This is a genomic window from Streptomyces sp. S4.7 (genome assembly GCF_010384365.1).
GTDB lineage: Bacteria > Actinomycetota > Actinomycetes > Streptomycetales > Streptomycetaceae > Streptomyces.
This window is the reverse complement of the sequence record NZ_CP048397.1, coordinates 3,034,242-3,051,799: the sequence shown is the minus strand read 5'-3', so window position 1 is coordinate 3,051,799 and position 17,558 is coordinate 3,034,242. Positions and strand designations below refer to the sequence as shown.

At 71.2% G+C, this 17,558-nt stretch carries 14 protein-coding genes; 6 read left to right on the top strand and 8 right to left on the bottom strand.

What is annotated here, in order from left to right; genetic code table 11:
- Positions 1-31: 31 nt before the first annotated feature.
- From SSPS47_RS13305 to SSPS47_RS13290, 4 genes are all read left to right on the top strand, one after another.
- Complete coding sequence (locus SSPS47_RS13305) at positions 32-1,543, top strand: MFS transporter (RefSeq protein ID WP_164251282.1); 1,512 nt, start codon at positions 32-34, stop codon at positions 1,541-1,543.
- Positions 1,544-2,081: 538 nt separating this feature from the next.
- Positions 2,082-2,843: a DeoR/GlpR family DNA-binding transcription regulator gene (locus SSPS47_RS13300; protein ID WP_164251280.1), complete on the top strand. Its 762-nt coding sequence runs from the start codon at positions 2,082-2,084 to the stop codon at positions 2,841-2,843.
- 51 nt (positions 2,844-2,894) lie between these two features.
- On the top strand, positions 2,895-3,848 hold the full coding sequence (gene pfkB, locus SSPS47_RS13295; protein WP_164251278.1) for a 1-phosphofructokinase: 954 nt from the start codon (positions 2,895-2,897) through the stop codon (positions 3,846-3,848).
- 46 nt (positions 3,849-3,894) lie between these two features.
- Positions 3,895-5,880, top strand: coding sequence for a fructose-specific PTS transporter subunit EIIC (locus SSPS47_RS13290; RefSeq protein ID WP_164251276.1), 1,986 nt, complete (start codon positions 3,895-3,897; stop codon positions 5,878-5,880).
- Positions 5,881-5,894: 14 nt separating this feature from the next.
- Here SSPS47_RS13290 and SSPS47_RS13285 read toward each other — a convergent pair whose 3' ends face one another.
- Together SSPS47_RS13285 and SSPS47_RS13280 are read right to left on the bottom strand one after the other, a co-directional pair.
- The gene (locus tag SSPS47_RS13285; RefSeq protein ID WP_164251274.1) at positions 5,895-6,740 is read right to left on the bottom strand and encodes a DUF6227 family protein; all 846 of its coding nucleotides are present in this window, start codon (positions 6,738-6,740) and stop codon (positions 5,895-5,897) included.
- 146 nt (positions 6,741-6,886) lie between these two features.
- Positions 6,887-7,918 carry a P1 family peptidase gene (locus SSPS47_RS13280; RefSeq protein WP_164251272.1) on the bottom strand — a complete coding sequence of 344 codons (1,032 nt, stop codon included), beginning with the start codon at positions 7,916-7,918 and terminating at the stop codon, positions 6,887-6,889.
- An 81-nt stretch (positions 7,919-7,999) separates the two neighbouring features.
- On the opposite strand from SSPS47_RS13280, the gene SSPS47_RS13275 reads away from it, so the two are divergent.
- The gene (locus tag SSPS47_RS13275; RefSeq protein ID WP_164251270.1) at positions 8,000-8,242 is read left to right on the top strand and encodes a hypothetical protein; all 243 of its coding nucleotides are present in this window, start codon (positions 8,000-8,002) and stop codon (positions 8,240-8,242) included.
- 22 nt (positions 8,243-8,264) lie between these two features.
- Here the strand turns inward: SSPS47_RS13275 and SSPS47_RS13270 are convergent, their stop codons facing one another.
- The 6 genes from SSPS47_RS13270 to SSPS47_RS13245 form a co-directional block, all read right to left on the bottom strand.
- Positions 8,265-8,741, bottom strand: a complete 477-nt coding sequence (locus SSPS47_RS13270) for an MscL family protein (protein ID WP_203557835.1) — start codon at positions 8,739-8,741, stop codon at positions 8,265-8,267.
- A gap of 165 nt (positions 8,742-8,906) precedes the next feature.
- Positions 8,907-9,557, bottom strand: coding sequence for a hypothetical protein (locus tag SSPS47_RS13265; RefSeq protein WP_164251268.1), 651 nt, complete (start codon positions 9,555-9,557; stop codon positions 8,907-8,909).
- A gap of 138 nt (positions 9,558-9,695) precedes the next feature.
- A complete protein-coding gene (locus tag SSPS47_RS13260; RefSeq protein ID WP_147877005.1) occupies positions 9,696-10,556 on the bottom strand; it encodes an S-methyl-5'-thioadenosine phosphorylase in 861 nt (286 codons plus the stop codon).
- A 120-nt stretch (positions 10,557-10,676) separates the two neighbouring features.
- On the bottom strand, positions 10,677-11,084 hold the full coding sequence (locus tag SSPS47_RS13255; protein ID WP_147877004.1) for an FmdB family zinc ribbon protein: 408 nt from the start codon (positions 11,082-11,084) through the stop codon (positions 10,677-10,679).
- A gap of 66 nt (positions 11,085-11,150) precedes the next feature.
- Positions 11,151-12,491 (bottom strand): MFS transporter, encoded by a 1,341-nt coding sequence (locus SSPS47_RS13250; RefSeq protein WP_239064884.1) that lies wholly within the window; start codon positions 12,489-12,491, stop codon positions 11,151-11,153.
- A gap of 384 nt (positions 12,492-12,875) precedes the next feature.
- Positions 12,876-14,459: a potassium/proton antiporter gene (locus SSPS47_RS13245; protein WP_164254556.1), complete on the bottom strand. Its 1,584-nt coding sequence runs from the start codon at positions 14,457-14,459 to the stop codon at positions 12,876-12,878.
- Between the two features lie 257 nt (positions 14,460-14,716).
- Here SSPS47_RS13245 and SSPS47_RS13240 point away from each other — a divergent pair, with 257 nt between their 5' ends.
- Positions 14,717-17,521 (top strand): penicillin acylase family protein, encoded by a 2,805-nt coding sequence (locus SSPS47_RS13240; RefSeq protein ID WP_164251266.1) that lies wholly within the window; start codon positions 14,717-14,719, stop codon positions 17,519-17,521.
- Positions 17,522-17,558: the final 37 nt, after the last annotated feature.

Here is a 17,558-nt window from a genome sequence, read left to right as displayed (position 1 = left end):
AACTGGCCTACATGCTGCATAGCTTTCTCCCATGAGTTCTCCAGTCACAGCACCGGTCGCCGTACCGGACACCACCCCCGGCCCCGTCACGACCTCAGCACCCGGCGACCGCCGGCGCTGGCTCGCGCTGGCCGTGGTCATGACCGCTGCCTTCATGGACCTGGTCGACGTCACCATCGTCAACATCGCCATTCCCAGCATCGAGCGGGACCTGTCGGCGACCTTCGGCGCCATCCAGTGGATCACCGCCGGATACGCCCTGGCCTTCGCCGCCGGACTGATCACTGGCGGCAGACTCGGCGACATCTACGGCCGCAAGCGGCTCTTCCTCCTCGGAATCACCGGCTTCACCCTCGCCTCCGCGCTCTGCGGCTTCGCGGTGAACCCCGAGATGCTCGTCGCCTCCCGGCTCCTCCAGGGCGCGATGGCCGCGCTGATGGTGCCCCAGGTGCTCGCGATCATCCACGTCACCTTCCCGGCGCACGAACGCGGCAAGGTCTTCGGCATGTTCGGCGCGATCGTCGGCCTCGGCGCCGTATCGGGGCCGCTGCTCGGCGCGCTGCTCACCCAGTGGAACCTCTTCGGGCTCGAATGGCGCCCGATCTTCCTGATCAACCTGCCCGTCGGTGTCGCCGGGGTGATCCTCGGCCGCAAGTTCATCACCGAGTCCAGGGCGCCGAGGGCCCTGCGGCTCGACGTGGTCGGCGTCGTCCTGGTGACCGGGGCGCTGCTGATGCTGATCTACCCGCTCACCAGGGGCCGCGAGCTGGGCTGGCCGCTCTGGGGGCACCTGTGCACGGCGGGCAGCGTGCTGGTGTTCGCGGCGTTCGTGGCGTACGAGAAGGTGAAGACCCGCAAGGACGGGTCGCCGCTGGTGGAGCTGTCCCTGTTCAAGGTCAAGAGCTTCGCCGCGGGCATCGCCGTACAGCTCACCTTCGGCGTCGGCCTGGGCATCTTCTTCCTGGTCTGGACGCTCTACATGCAGATCGGCCTCGGCTGGAGCCCGCTGCACGCGGGTCTGACCGGTCTGCCGTTCTCGCTCGCGGTCTCCACGGCCGCGGCGCTCTCCGTACAGAAGCTGGTGCCGCGGTTCGGCCGCAAGGTCCTGCAGACCGGTGCGCTGACGATGGCGGCGGGCGTCCTGCTCTACCTCTGGGAGGCCGGGCGTTACGGGGCGGACATCAGCTCCTGGCACATGGTGCCGCCGCTGGTGGTCATGGGCCTGGGGATGGGCCTGATCGTGGCGCCGCTGACGGACGCGGTGCTGTCGGACGTACCGCGCGAGCACTCGGGCTCGGCGTCCGGGCTGATCAACACGGTGCAGCAGATGGGCAACGCGCTGGGTCTCGGGCTGGTGTCGGTGGTCTTCTTCGGGGTGGTCGACGACCACCGGGCGACGACGCCCACGGAGGTGGCGTCGGCGTTCGAGGCCGGGTTCCAGAACGCGCTGTGGTGGGTGGTGGCGGTGCTGGCGGGGATCTTCCTGCTGATGTTCGCGCTGCCGAAGCGGAAGGTGGCGGCGGCGCGGGTGCCGGCGGCCTGACCGGGTCCGCGCCGTGCGGGCCGTTCTGGCCTCAATCGCCGGCCGGGCTCGGGGTGGTCGCGGTGGTGGCCGGGTGCCGCTGCGGGGTCATGCCCGGACGGCGTGATTTACGGCGCGTGCAAGGCTCATTGGTCTCAGGGGGACCGGCATTCTCACGCGCCACAAATCAGCCCGAGTGTCCGGACCCGACCCCTGAGCGTCCCCCTTCCATCCCGCGGGCCGGTGGGGTGTGAACAGCGCCACGTGGCGGCAGGAGGGGGCGGGGTCGCAGGAGGGGTGTGTCCGGACACTCAGGCTGATTTGTGGCGCGTGGACACGATGGGTCAGCGGGTCCAACGAACGGGGCACGCGCCGTAAATCACGCCGTCCGGACATGCCCCTCCAAAGGCCCCGCACCCCGACCGGCACCCGACAACCGAAACTTGGACACCGCGTCCCGTCACGCGACCACACGCCCACATGTGTTTACTTCCAGGGAACCCCACCGTAACGTGACCCCGAAACCACAGACTCGGACATCGAACGGACATAAACCCACATGTACGCACCGGAGCGGCAGCAAGAGATCCTGCGCCTCGCCCGTGAGGGAGGCCGCGTCGACGTGCTGTCGCTCGCCGAGGAGTTCCAGGTCACCGCCGAGACCGTACGGCGCGACCTCAAGGCCCTCGACCGCGCCGGCCTCGTCCGCAGGGTGCACGGCGGCGCCATCCCCGCCGGCCGCCTCGACTTCGAGCCCGACCTCGCCGAGCGCGAGTCCACCGCCGCGGACGAGAAGGACCGCATCGCGCACGCCGCGCTCGCCGAACTGCCCCGGACCGGCAGCGTGATCCTCGACGCGGGCTCGACCGTCGCACGGCTCGCCGCCGCGCTCCCGCTGGAGAGCGGACTCACCGTCGTCACCCACGCGCTGCCCGTCGCCGCGCGCCTCGCCGACCACCCCGGCATCGACCTGCACCTCGTCGGCGGCCGGGTCCGGCACCGTACGCGCGCCGCCGTCGACGCGTGGGCGCTGCGCGCGTACGGCGAGATCCGGGCCGACGTCGTGTTCCTCGGCACCAACGGCTTCTGCCCGGACGGCGGCCTCACCACCCCCGACCTCGCCGAGGCAGCCGTCAAACGCGCACTGGTCGCCGCGGCCCGCCGCGTCGTGCTGCTCGCGGACTCCGCCAAACACGCACAGGAGCACTTCGCCCGCTTCGGCGCCCTCGCCGATGTCGACCTGCTGATCACCGACACCGCACTCGCCCCCGCCGCCCGCGCGGCGATCGAGACGGCCGGCACCGAGGTGCTCGGTGTCTAGGCCGTGTCTCGGAAGTCCCGCCCGGCCCGCCACCACCCGAAGGGGCCCCGCGTGATACTCAGCGTCACCCCGAACCCGAGCCTCGACCGTACGTACGAGATTCCCGCCCTCGACCGCGGCGCGGTCCTGCGCGCGACCGTCGAGCGGATGGACCCCGGCGGCAAGGGCGTCAACGTGTCACGGGCGGTCGCCGCGGCCGGGCACCGTACCGTCGCCGTGCTGCCCCTCGGCGGCGCGCCCGGCGCGCTCGTCGCCCAACTCCTCGCCGAGCAGGGCATCGACGTCGCCCCCGTACCGATCGCCGGCGCGACCCGCTCCAACATCGCCCTCGCGGAACCCGACGGCACACTGACGAAGATCAACGCGCCCGGCCCCGAACTGACCCCCGCCGAGTCGGAGTCCCTGCTGTCCGCCCTCGGCGACCACGCCGTGGGAGCCCAAGGCGACTGGATCGCCTGCTGCGGCAGCCTGCCGCGCGGGCTCGGCCCCCGGTGGTACGCCGAACTGGTCGCCCGCGCGCACGCCGCCGGTGCCCGGATCGCGCTCGACACCTCCGGCGCCTCGCTGCTGGCCGCGCTCAAGGAACGCCCGGACGTCGTGAAGCCCAACGCCGACGAACTCGCCACCGCCGTCGGCCGCCCACTGGCCACCGTCGGCGACGCGCTGAAGGCGGCGGAGGAACTGCGTACGTACGGTGCCAGGTCCGTACTCGCCAGCCTCGGCGCCGACGGGCAGCTCCTGGTGTCCGACGCGGGCGCGTACTTCGGCTCGGCCGCCGTCGCGGCCGTCCGCAGCAACGTCGGCGCCGGTGACGCCTCGCTCGCCGGCTTCCTCGCGGCGGGCGGCACCGGACCGGCCGCGCTGGCCTCGGCCGTCGCCCACGGCGCCGCGGCCGTCCAACTGCCGGGCAGCGTCATGCCGTCGCCCGCGGACCTCGACCCGCGGGCGGTCACCGTGTCCGCGGACATCCCCCTGGACCGTCCCCTCTCGGAGCCCGCCTCATGACCTCTCCCCGTACGTCCCCGAACCGTTCCCCACGTAGGAGCCCGCGATGAGCGACATGATCACCGCGGACCTGGTCGACCTCGACCTGGCCGCAGAGACGAAGGAAGCCGCGGCCCGCTCGCTGGCCGAACGCATGGTGGCTCTGGGCCGTGTCACCGACCTTGAGGGCTTCCTGGCCGATGTGGCCGCCCGCGAGGCGCAGATGCCGACCGGGCTCGACGGCGGGATCGGCATACCGCACTGCCGCAGCGAGCACGTCACGGAGCCGACGCTGGCCTTCGGCCGCCCGGCCGGGGGCATCGACTTCGGGGCGCCGGACGGCCCGGCCGACCTGATCTTCCTGATCGCGGCCCCGGCGGGCGCCGACGACGCACATCTGACGATCCTGTCCGCCCTGGCCCGTCGCCTGATGGACCCGGACTTCACGGCGGCGCTGCGCGCGGCGACGGACCCGGCGGCGACCGCGAGCCTGATCAGCGGCGAGACATCACCCGCCGCCCCGGCGGAGGCGGCGGCCGAACCGGAACCGGTCCCCGCGCCCGACGTCTTCCGCGTCGTCGCCGTCACCTCCTGCCCCACCGGCATCGCGCACACCTATGTGGCCGCCGAGGCCCTGGAACAGGCCGGCCAGAGCGAAGGCGTCGAGATCGTCGTCGAACCGCAGGGCTCCGCCGGGTTCACCCGGATCGACCCCGCCGTCATCGCCGCCGCGGACGGCGTGATCTTCGCGCACGACGTGCCGGTACGGGAGAAGGAACGCTTCGCCGGCAAGCCGACCGTCGACGCCGGCGTCAAGGCGGGCATCAACCGCCCCGCCGAACTGATCGCCGAGGTCCGCGACAAGGCCGCCCGTGGCGAGACCACGGCCGCCGCCACCGGCTCACCCGTCGACGAGGCCGGCGACCCCGGCGAGGGCTACGGCACCAAACTCCGCAAGTGGCTGATGTCCGGCGTCAGTTACATGGTCCCGTTCGTCGCGGCCGGTGGACTCCTCATCGCCCTCGGCTTCGCCATCGGCGGCTACACCGTCGACAAGGCGCCCTCCGTCGCCGAACACTTCGTGTGGACGGACTCCACCAGCTGGGCGGCGCTGCTCTTCCAGATCGGTGGCCTGGCGTTCAGCTTCCTGGTGCCGGTCCTCGCGGGCTACATCGCGTACGGGATGGCCGACCGCCCCGGTCTGGTCCCCGGCTTCGTCGGCGGCTCCATCGCGCTCACCATCAACGCGGGATTCCTCGGCGGTCTGGCCGCCGGTCTGATCGCCGGCGGCACGGTCATGGCCATCCAGCGGATCAAGGTGCCGGCCGCGCTGCGCGGCATCATGCCGGTCGTCGTCATCCCGCTGATCTCCTCCGCCGTCGTCGGTTCCCTGATGTTCCTGGTGGTCGGCAAGCCGATCGCCGAGCTCCAGAAGGCCCTGACGGACTGGCTTTCGGGGCTCTCCGGCGCCAACGCGATCATCCTCGGCGTCGTCCTCGGCCTGATGATGTGCTTCGACCTGGGCGGGCCGCTCAACAAGGTCGCCTACGCCTTCGCGGTCGGCGGCCTCGCCAACCCCAACGAGGGCAGCCTGAAGGTGATGGCGGCCGTGATGGCGGCGGGTATGGTCCCGCCGCTCGCGATGGCGCTGGCCACCGTGGTGCGCGGAGCCCTCTTCACCCGCACCGAGCGCGAGAACGGCAAGGCCGCGTGGGTGCTCGGCGGCTCGTTCATCACCGAGGGCGCGATTCCGTTCGCCGCGGGCGACCCGCTTCGGGTCATCCCGTCGGCCATGGCGGGCGGCGCGGTCACGGGCGCGCTGTCGATGCTGTTCGAGTGCACCCTGCGCGCCCCGCACGGCGGGATCTTCGTGCTGCCGCTGATCGGCAATCCGGTGTTCTACCTGATCGCGATCCTGGCCGGTACGGCGGTCAGTGCCGCTCTCGTCATCCTGTTGAAGGGCATGGGCGGGCGCGGCGGCAAGGACCTCGGCCGGGACGGCGTCCGGGGCGCGGAGTCCGGGACCGCGCCCAAGGTGCCGGTGTCCGTCTGAGCCGCCTCAACCGCTCATCTGACCCGCGCGCGGAGCTCCATGGCTTCGCGCGCGGCGCTCTGCGCGGCGTACACCTCACACATGTGACGGCCGTCCGGCGTCGCCGTGTGCTCGACCTCCCACAGGCTGGTCTCCGTGCCGTCGAGCAGCAGGAACGCGTGCTCGTACAGCGTGAATCCGGCGTCCTTGCCCTCGACATGACCGTGCCGGCCGAAGACCTGGGTGATCTGGTGGGCGAAGGCGGCCCGCAGCGGTCCCGCGATCTCCTCGCCCGGCCGGTCCGTGTTCTCCGCGCGGCGCAGCACCCGGCGTGCGTGGTCGGCGGAGTTGTCCGGGTGGTACACCCGGGGCAGTGGTGTCAGCGGCGCTGTCAGCAGTCCGCTGAGCAGTTCGAGATCGGCCGCGAGGTCGGACTCGAAGCTGGGATCGAGACTTCCGCCGAGACCGGGCTCGAAACGGGACTCGAAGAGCGAATCGGAATCGGCGGTGGAATCGAGGGGGTCGGTGGAGGGAACGGCGGCCTTGCCCGTACCGACCGCGCCGCCGGGGCGGCGTAACCGGGAGGCGGCGAGGCGCACCTCGTGCTCGTCGGTGTAGAGCTCGTGCTGTTCGGCGCCGTCGCGCCCGGTGTTGTGGACCAGCTCCCAGAGGGTGAGGGCGGTGCTGTCGGCAAGCAGGTAGGTATGCCGGTAGGTCTCGCGATGCAGTCCCGCACTGTGGTGCGAGGACCGCATTGAACTGGCGTGTGCCAGAGCGGAGTCGAGCCGCTCGATCACGGCGTCGGGCAGATCGAAGGAGTTGAGTGCCCGACCCAGAAGACGCTCAAGATGCGTCTCGCTTGTCTCATACGGATCGTTCAAGGTGGGTCTCCAGGCCGTCGCCACATGTCACTTGGTGATTGCATAACGTAGCCCCTGGGACTGACATTGCGTCCCAAGTTCGGTAAAACGATTGGGGGCGCGCGAGAAGTTCCCTCGCGCCCCCCTCAACTCCCTTGCGCCGCGGGTCAGTCCGTGCCGTACAGGTCGCGGTACGCGGGGAACGTGCCGCCCGGTCCGTCGACCCCCTCCGCCGCCACCATCGCCCGCACGATCGCCCTGGTCACGGCGTCGGCGCCAGCCGCGAGCAGCTCGTTGAGCGCCAGCGGATCCCCGGCTTCGAGCGGGCGTTCCCCCGTGGCGAGCGTGAAGACGGTGTCGCCGTCGTTGAGCAGATGTACAGGACGGACGGCGCGCGCGATGCCGTCGTGCGCCGTCCCCGCGAGCTTCTGCGCCTGGGCCTTGGAGAGGTCGGCGTCGGTCGCCACGACGGCGAGCGTGGTGTTCAGCGGAGGCCGCCCGTCGCGCTCGCGGATCCCGGCAAGACGCGCGAGGGCCGCCTCGTGCACAGCGGCCGGCGGAAAGCCGGGACGGCCCAGGAAGTACCGCCCGTACAGTACGCCCGTCAGCGGATCGACCGCGGAGCCCGCCGCGTTGGCGACGACCAGCGCCGCGACGGTGGTCCCGGACGGCAGCCGCGCGCTCGCCGTACCGACCCCGCCCTTCAGCTGCCCCACCACGGCCCCGGTCCCGGCCCCGAACGCCCCCTCGGCGACCGGCGCCCCCGATTCCGTACGGGCCGCCGCCTCCACCGCCGCGCGGCCGGTGGCGGCGTCCGGGCGGGCCCGCCAGTCGCCACCGCGCCCCAGGTCGAAGACGCAGGCGGCCGGGACGACCGGCACCACCTGGGACGGATCCGGCCCGACCCGCACACCCCGCCCGTGCTCCTCCAGCCACGCCATCACCCCGGCCGCGGAGTCGAGCCCGAACGCGCTGCCCCCGGTCAGCACGAGGGCCTCCACCCGCTGGACCAGATTGCGCGGATCCAGCGCATCGGTCTCCCGGGTGCCGGGCCCACCGCCCCGTACGTCCACGGCGGCGACCGCCCCGCCCTCGGGCGCGAGGACGACCGTCGTACCGCTGAGCGCCCGGTCCCCGGCCACCCGCGCGTGGCCGACCCGGATCCCCGCCACATCCGTCAGTGCGTCATTGATTGCCATGAGCCCCATGCGTACCACGAGGTCAGACCCGTCGACGGCGGATCCCCCCGTCCGCCGCGCCCACCGCCGTACCCTGGACACATGAGCACCGCACGCACTCCCGGACCCGGTGACGCCGCCACGGAGCCGCCCCGGCCGGCCCCGCCGAAGCCGTCACCTCCGAAGCCGGGCCCGCCCAAGCCGCCACTCGTCTTCGACGACCCGCTGGACCGCCAGTCCGCGGACGACACGGACACCGGCTGGGGCGACCGGCAGGGCACGAGCGGCGACAGCGCCGCGGACCTGGCCCGCTTCCTGGACGAGAAGCCGCCCCACCACATCTGAGTGCCCCGAGCCCCGGCCGACGCTAGGGCGCGCTCGGCCCCGGCCCCCGCTGATGAGCCACCAGGGCGTCCCTGATCTCCTTCAGGACCTCCAGCTCGGTCAACTCCAGCACTTCCTCCACCCGCTCCTTGGCGGCCTGCTGCCGGGCGCGCCTGGCCAGGTACTTGGCCATCGGCAGGACCATCAGGAAGTACACGACGGCGGCGGTGATCAGGAAGCTGAGGGTCGAGCTCAGCACCGTCCCCCACATGATCGGGATTCCCGACACCACCTCGCCCGCCGCGTTCGTCTCGCAGGGGGACCGCAGACACGAGGTGTAGCGGTCCAGGTTCTTGGTGCCGAACGCGCCGACGACCGGATTGATGACGCCTTGCACCAGGGAGTTCACCACGTTGGTGAACGCGGCGCCGATGACCACCGCGACCGCGAGGTCGATCACGTTGCCACGCGTCAGGAAGGCCTTGAAGCCCTCCAGCACGCTCTCCTTCTCCTTGCTCACCAGTGAGCCCTTCTTCGTATCTGCCGTGGGGACAGCGACGGGGACAGCCGATCGCCCTGACACCTTGGGCAACTCGTGCCCCAGCTGTCCAATCCGCCCATGCTTTCGTGTGACCAGTGTGCTCATCAGTACGACGACGAAAAGCGGAGGCCGGCGCCGGGCGGCTCAGCACAGCGTCACCGCCAGCCGGGAGTTCGTGCTCGCGCCCGCCAACTCCGCCGCGACATCACGCGCGACGCTCAGCAGGACCAGCGCCCCACCGTCGGTCGCGCTCTCCAGAGCCCGTGGGACGGAGTCCACCAGCGCGCCCGTCGCGATCACCCGGGCGTCCGACTCCTCGCCCACGGGGGAGTGGGCGGCGGCGATCACATCGACCCGGTCGCCCGGTCGCAGTAGCCGGACCGTCGCCACATCCGCGATCCGCACCGGAGCCGTCACCAACCGGGGCTTGGCCGCGCCCGGTTGGGCGGCAGCGCCCGCGCCCGGCGCACCACCACCCCCACGCGCCGCCGCGCGGGACGCGGCGCGCTCCTCGGCCCCGGCCGCGACACCCGGGCCGCCCGCGCCCGACGCCGCCAACGCGGCGGCCGTCACCGCCAGCCCCGCCGCCATCGCCCGGCGCCGCCGGAGCAGGGCCCTGCGCAGCCGGTGCCCGCCCCCGCGCACCCGCAGCGGATCGAACGCCGGCACCCCGCACGGCGCGGGCGCGGCGGCCACGGACGCGGGCACCGGCACGGGCGGGAAGTGCGGCGGGTCCGAGGGACGGGTGGAGAGGGAGCGGGAGGGGGCGTGGGAGGGCGAAGGGGAACGGGACATGGCAACCACCACCTGGCGTGAGGAGTTCTCGCTGACCGCCCCTCACGATCCACGTCCCGCCGGAATCCCGCCGAGGCCTGTGGACAACTACCCGGATGTGAATATCTCGCTCACCCGAACGAGGTCCGTCCCAGGCGTTTACGGCAGTTCAAGCCCCGTGTCGATGCCGTCCAGCGCGTGCGAGCAGAGGCAGTCCCGAGTCTCGCCCGCCTGCAATCCGCCCACGGTGTCGAACAGCACCGTGCGCAGCCGGTCGACATTGGAGGCGAAGACCTTCAGCACTTCCTCGTGCGAGACGCCCTCACCCGTCTCGGCCCCGGCGTCCAGATCGGTCACGAGCGTCAACGACGTGTAGCAGAGCCCCAGTTCACGGGCGAGCACGGCCTCGGGGTGACCCGTCATACCGACCACCGACCAGCCCATCGACGCGTGCCACCGTGATTCGGCGCGGGTCGAGAAGCGCGGTCCCTCGACAACGACCAGCGTCCCGCCGTCCACCGGCTCCCACTCGCGGCCGCGCGCCGCGGCGAGCGCCGCCTGGCGCCCTTCGGGGCAGTAGGGATCGGCCAGCGAGATGTGGACGACCTTGGAAGCGCCGCCACCGGGCAGCGGCACCCCGTCGTAGTACGTCTGGGTGCGCGCCTTCGTACGGTCCACCAACTGGTCCGGCACGAGCAGCGTCCCCGGGCCGAACTCCTCCCGCAGTCCGCCCACGGCGCACGGGCCGAGCACCTGCCGTACGCCGACGGACCGCAGCGCCCACAGATTGGCGCGGTAGTTGATGCGGTGCGGCGCGATGTCGTGCGCGCGCCCGTGGCGGGGCAGGAACGCGACGCGCCTGCCCTCGACATCGCCGATGAACAGCGAGTCGCTGGGCGCCCCGTAGGGGGTGTCGACGGTGACCTCGGTCACGTCGTCGAGGAATGAGTACAGACCCGAGCCGCCGATGACGCCGATCTCCGCGGTCTCCGAGCCCTCTGCGTTCGCCTTGGTCGCCATGACGATCACCCTAGCGGGGCCCGCGGGAGGGCACGCGTGGGTGGGCGGGGCGGGGGAGCGCGGGTACGCCGAGGACCCCGCCGTACCGGACGGCGGGGTCCCGGAGAAGGATTCGGACGATCAGGCGGCGGAGGAGCCGCTGGAGCTGCCGGTCGAAGCGCTCGACTTCGAGCCGGAGGAACCCGAACCGGACGATCCCGAACCGGACGAGGACGACGAAGACCCGGTCGAGGACGTGGACGCGGACTTGGAGTCCGACGACGACGAACCCGACGACTTGTCGCTCGAACCGCTCGACTCACCCGAGCCGTTCGACGCGCCCGCCTTGGCCGGCGTGCTGCTCGACGACGAGCCGCGGCTGTCGTTCCGGTAGAAACCGGAGCCCTTGAAGACGATGCCGACCGCGGAGAACACCTTCTTCAGGCGTCCTTCGCACGCGGGGCACACGGTGAGGGAATCGTCGGTGAATTTCTGCACCGCCTCAAGGCCCTCGCCACATTCGGTGCACTGGTACTGATAGGTCGGCACTTGTTCCTCCTGGCACTCTCACTCAATGAGTGCTAACGACGCTCCATACTGACGCATTCCGCTGGATCAGTCCACTGCCACCGGCACGCGGTGACCCATTCCACGCGCGGCGACGCGGCCCGGCGCCTTCGGCGTGAGCCGCGAGCGCTGGGCGACGAGCGTGACAAGGGCCAGCGCGGTGCCCACCAGGGGCACCACGAACCCGGCGCTCGCGCCGTGCGCGTCCGCCAGTTGCCCGGCGGCCGTGACCGCGCCCGCCTGGCCCAGCGCGACCGAGCCCGTCAGCCACGTGAAGGCCTCCGTACGGGCCCCGGCGGGGACCAGCGGCTCGATCAGCGTGTAGCCGCTGATCAGCGCGGGCGCGATGCAGAGCCCGACCAGCAGGCCGAGTGCGGCGAGCGCGGGTACCGAGTGCACGGCCCACAGCCCTGAGGCGGCCAGTGTCAGGCCCGCGTACCCGGCGATGAGCCGGCGGCGGGGCCCGATCTTCCAGGCGACGGCACCGCACGCGATACCGGCGAGCATGTTGCCGGCGGCGAAGACTCCGTACAGAAGGCCGTTCGCGCCGGGGTTGCCGATCTCCTCGGCGAAGGCCGTGAGCGAGACCTGCATCCCGCCGAAGACCGAGCCGATGCCGAGGAAGACCACGGCCAGGACGCGTACGCCGGGTACGGACAGCGCCGAGGCGCGCGCCTCGGTAGAGGTACCGGATCCGCTCGTACGCTTCGAGCCGCCCGCACGCCGCCCCGCGGGCCTCGGCTGGGTGCCCTTCCGCGCGGCGAACAGCAGCCCGCCCGCCAGGGTCAGCACCCCCTCGGCGATCAGCCCGGCCGCCGGGTGCACACCGGTGCACAGCGCGGTCGCCAGGACCGGCCCGATGACGAAGGTGAACTCGTCCGTGACGGACTCGAAGGCGGCGGCCGTCGGCAGCAGCCGCGCCCGCTCCTCGGAGGAGCCGAGCAAGGCCGCCCAGCGGGCCCGGACCATCGGCCCCACCTGCGGGACCGAGGCGCCCGTCGGTACGGCGGCGACGAACAGCGCCCACAGGGGCGCGCCCGCCAGCGCGAGCACCGTCAGGGCGGTGACGGAGGCCGCGTGCAGGAGCACTCCGGGCACCAGCACCGCGCGCTGGCCGAACCGGTCGGCGAGCTTGCCGTTCTGCGGCGCGAAGAGCGCCATGGAGACACCGGTGACGGCGGCGACGATGCCCGCGCTGCCGTACGAACCGGAGGTGTGCTGGACGAGTAGGACGATGCCGATCGTCAGCATCGCGAAGGGCTGTCGCGCGGCGAAGCCGGGAAGCAGGAACGTCCAGGCGCCGGGTGTACGCAGCAACTGCCCGTAACCCGGGCGGCGCGGAGCCGTCCCCTCGGGAGCGCCGGCGGTGGTGTCGACCGTGTTGACCACGGTCCTTGCCTTTCTGCCGCCTGGTGGCGCCCCCGGACGTGCGGGGGCGGCCGAGAGCTGTCCTCTTGCGCGGAACTGCGGTAGATACCCAGGGTCCACTGAAGGGGACGCCACGGCCGCCATACGGTCGCGCCAGCTCTGCGTCAGGCAGAGTTGGTCGATCAAGGTCGATCAAGTCTGTGCCGTCACATCGGTACGTCGGAAACAGTCCTCGACGTGACAGGCACGGGCCTCATCCTACCTGGGAAACACCTGGAGGATCCCGGCCCGTACCTGTGATTGCCGCTTCCGGGCAGGCCTGCCTTCCATTCCCGGCCAACCCACCGGGCCTCACCCGGCACCACCCGACCGGCCCGCCGACCGGCCCGCCGACCGGCCCAGCCGTCAGTCCTGCCCTCGTCCGAGCCCGCCGACCCCGCTCCCGGGCTTCCCGTGCGCTCCCGGCCTCCTGCCCGGCCCGCCCGCGCCACCCCCGCCCGTCCCGTTCGTACCCAGCCAGTCGGCCAGCTTGCCGCCCTGCCCGACCGCCCGCAGACGGCGCTCGGCCGCGTCCCGTACCGGATCCGTCGCCACCACCAGCAGCTCGTCGCCCCGCCGGAGCACGGTGGACGGCCCCGGTACGAAGCTCTTGTCCTCCCGTACGACCAGCGTGACCGCCGACCCCGGGGGCAGCCGCAGCTCGCCGACCTCCACGCCGTGCATCTTCGACCGGTCCGGGATGGCGACGGACAGCAGATGGCCGCGCAGCCGCTCCAGCGGCGCCGACTCGACACCGAGGTCGGCCGCCCCCGCGGGGTCGCCCAGGTGCAGCTTCCCGGCGACCCAGGGCAGCGTCGGGCCCTGCACCAGCGTGTACACGACGACCAGCACGAAGACGATGTTGAAGATCCGGTGGCTGCCCTCGATCCCCGAGACCATCGGGATGGTCGCCATGACGATGGGTACGGCGCCACGCAGCCCCGCCCACGACATCAGCGCCTTCTCCCGCCACGGGATGCGGAACGGCGCGAGGCTGACCAGTACGGACAAGGGCCGCGCCACCACGGTCAGCACCAGACCCACTATCACCGCGGGCCAGAAGTCGTCGCCCAGTTCGTGCGGCGTCACCAGCAGTCCGAGCAGGACGAACATGCCGATCTGCGCGAGCCAGCCCAGCCCCTCCGCGAAGCCGCGGGTCGCGGGAGCGTGCGGGAGCTTGGAGTTCCCCAGCAGCATGGAGGCCAGGTACACGGCGAGGAACCCGCTGCCGTGGGCCATGGCCCCGGCCGCGTACGCGACGACCGCGATGGCCATCACGGCGATCGGGTACAGGCCGGAGGCCGGCAGGGCAACGCGCCGCAGCCCGAAGGCGCCCAGCCAGCCCACCGCGAGGCCGATGGCGGCGCCGATGGCCAGCTCCAGGGCGATCTCGCCCACGAGTACGTACCAGTGCTCCACCGGTCCGGCCGTAGACAGAGCCACCACCATGATCACGACGGGGGCGTCGTTGAAGCCCGACTCCGCCTCCAGAGCGCCCGTCACCCTCGAAGGCAGCGGAATCCTCCTCAGTACGGAGAAGACCGCGGCGGCGTCCGTGGACGAGACGACGGCGCCGATGATCAGCGCCTGCCGCCAGTCCAGGCCGACGAGGTAGTGCGCGGCGGACGCGGTGACGCCCACGCTCACCGCGACACCGACGGTCGACAGCGCGACGGCGGCCGGCAGCGCTGGTTTCGCCTCTTTCCACTTGGCGCCGAGACCACCCTCGGCGAGGATCACGACCAGGGCGGCGTACCCGATCACCTGCGTCAGCTCGGCGTTGTCGAACTCGACGTTGAAGATGCCGTCCTGCCCCATGACGACGCCGATCCCGAGGTAGAGCAGCAGGCTGGGAAGCCCGCTCCGGGACGAGATCCGTACCGCGGCGACGGCGATCAGCAGCACGAGCGAGCAGATGAGCAGGAGTTCATTGAGCTGGTGGACAGTCAGCGGCCGATCCTTCCCCTCGCGCGCACCGGATCGGTTCTCCGGCCGTCGGCACTTCGTTACCTTACCTAATCTTTAACGTTTTCTTGACGCGATCGATCGTTCGTGCGATCGATCCCGTGATTCCCTGTGTGATCGTCCGAGGAGTCCCGCCAGGTCGTACTCCGGGTCGTACTAGTGACACCGCGTCGGGGCGAGTGAACGGCTGCGCCTATGGTTGCTGCAGCATTCCAGGACCACCTGCCCCTCGAAGGACAGCGATGCCCGCCAACTCAACGCCCCCTGCCACCAAAAAGAAGGGGCGACGCGCCCGTCTTGTCGTGATCGTCCTGGTCCTGGCTCTGGTAGCAGGCGTTGGCTACGGCGCCTACTGGGGCGTCAGCACCGTGCGTGCCTCGCTCCCGCAGACCACCGGCACGATCAAGGTGCCGGGACTCGACGGCCGGGTCGAGGTCAAGCGCGACAGCTACGGCATCCCGCAGATCTACGCCAACACAGACCGGGACCTCTTCCGGGCGCAGGGCTACGTCCAGGCGCAGGACCGCTTCTGGGAGATGGACGTCCGGCGTCACATGACCTCGGGCCGGCTCTCCGAGATGTTCGGCAAGGGTCAGGTCGCGACGGACGAATTCCTGCGCACGCTCGGCTGGCGGCAGGTGGCCCAGGAGGAGTACGACACCAAGCTCTCGGACGAGACGAAGAAGAACCTCCAGTCCTACGCGGACGGTGTCAACGACTACCTCAAGGGGCGTGACGGCAAGGACATCTCCGTCGAGTACGCCGCCCTGAACTTCATCAACGACTACAAGCCGGAGAAGTGGACCCCCGTCGACTCGGTGGCCTGGCTCAAGGCGATGGCGTGGGACCTGCGCTCCAACATGCAGGACGAGATCGACCGTTCGCTGCTCACGAGCAGGATGGACGAGAAGCAGATCGAGGACCTGTACCCGTCGTATCCGTACGGCCGGAACCAGCCGATCGTCACCGAGGGCGCGGTCGATCCGCTCACCGGGCAGTACGACCCCAAGGCCGAGCCGGGCGACGCGACGGGTGACGGCACGGGTACGGGGACAGGCACGGGTACGGGAAGCGGCACCGGGCTCGGCGCCGGCACGGGAACCGGCACAGGAACCGGCACAGGCACGGACCCCGGCGACGCCACCCAGGGCCTGGAGTCCCAGCTCGACGCCCTCTCGGGCACCCTCGACGAGATCCCCGCCCTCCTCGGCCCCAGCGGCAGCGGCATCGGGTCCAACTCCTGGGTCGTCTCCGGGGAGTACACGACAACCGGCAAGCCACTGCTCGCCAACGACCCGCACCTCGCGCCCCAGCTGCCCTCCGTCTGGTACCAGATGGGCCTGCACTGCCGCAGCTTCACCAAGGACTGCCAGTACGACGTCGCCGGCTACACCTTCGCCGGAATGCCGGGCGTCATAATCGGCCACAACAAGGACATCGCCTGGGGCATGACCAACCTCGGCGCCGACGTGACCGACCTCTATCTGGAGAAGGTCAACGGCGACACCTATCAGTACGGGGACGAGCAGAAGAAGTTCACGACCCGTCAGGAAACGATCAAGATCGCCGGGGCCAAGAGCCAGACCATCACGGTCCGTTCCACCGGCCGCGGCCCGGTGGTCTCCGACCGCAACGCGGAACTGCGCAGAGTCGGCGACAAGGCCCCCGTCAACAACGCGGCCCCCGACCGCGGTGAGGGGTACGCGGTCTCGCTCCAGTGGACCGCCCTCAAGCCCGGCAGGTCCATGGACGCGGTCTTCGAGCTCGACAAAGCCAAGGACTTCGCCCAGTTCCGCAAGGCCGCCGAGTTCTTCGAGGTCCCCTCGCAGAACCTGATCTACGCCGACACCAAGGGCAACATCGGCTACCAGGCGCCCGGCCGGATCCCGATCCGCGCCGAGGGCGACGGCTCGGTCCCCGCCCCCGGCTGGGACCCGGAGTACCGCTGGGAGGGCTACGTCTCCTTCGACGAGCTTCCTTACGAGGAGAACCCGAAGCGCGGCTACATCGTCACCGCCAACCAGGCCGTCATCGACAAGGACGACTATCCGCACCCGCTGACCGAGGACTGGGGCTACGGCGCCCGCAGCCAGCGGATCAACGACCTCATAAAGTCGAAGATCAAGGACGGCGGCAAGATCTCCACCGACGACATGCGCACCATGCAGACCGACAACCGCAGCGAGATCGCCACGCTGCTCATGCCGCATCTGCTGAAGATCGATGTCGCGGACCCCTCCGTACGCGAGGCCCAGAAGCTCCTCGAAGGCTGGGACTACACCCAGGAGCCGGACTCGGCGGCGGCCGCGTACTTCAACGGCGTCTGGCGCAACGTCCTCAAGCTCGCCTACGGGAACAAGCTTCCCAAGGAGATGCGCGTCAAGGGCGAGTGCCTCACCGTGCGCCCCGCCGACAGCACGGGGCCCGTCGACGACCTCGCGGAGCTGGTGCAGGAGTGCGGCAAGCGCTCCGCGGACTCGGCGCAGCCGGACGGCGGCGACCGCTGGTCCGAGATCACCCGCAAGATTCTCAAGGACGAGGACAACGAGTGGTGGCAGGCCCCGAAGACCCGTACGGAGAAGGCCGCCAAGACCCGCGACGAGCTCCTGCTGCGCGCCCTCACGGACGCGCGCTGGGAGCTGACCGCCAAGCTCGGCAAGGACGTCTCCACCTGGAGCTGGGGCCGGCTGCACCAGCTGACCCTGGAGAACCAGACCCTCGGTACGGAGGGCCCCGGCGTCGTGCGGACCCTGCTCAACCGGGGCCCGTGGAATCTGGGCGGCGGCGAGGCGGCGGTCAACGCCACGGGCTGGAACGCGGCCGGCGGCTACGAGGTCATGTGGGTGCCGTCGATGCGGATGGTGGTCAACGTCGGTGACTGGGACAAGTCCCGCTGGATCAATCTGACGGGTGCCTCGGGGCACGCGTACAGCGCGAACTACACCGACCAGACGGACAAATGGGCCAAGGGCGAGCTGCTCGACTGGTCGTTCAGCAGCAGAGCCGTGGAGGAGAGCACGGGAGACACCCTGACGCTCGCCCCGTAGAGCGCGGGACGCGAGGGCCCGCCCCGCCGGATGCACC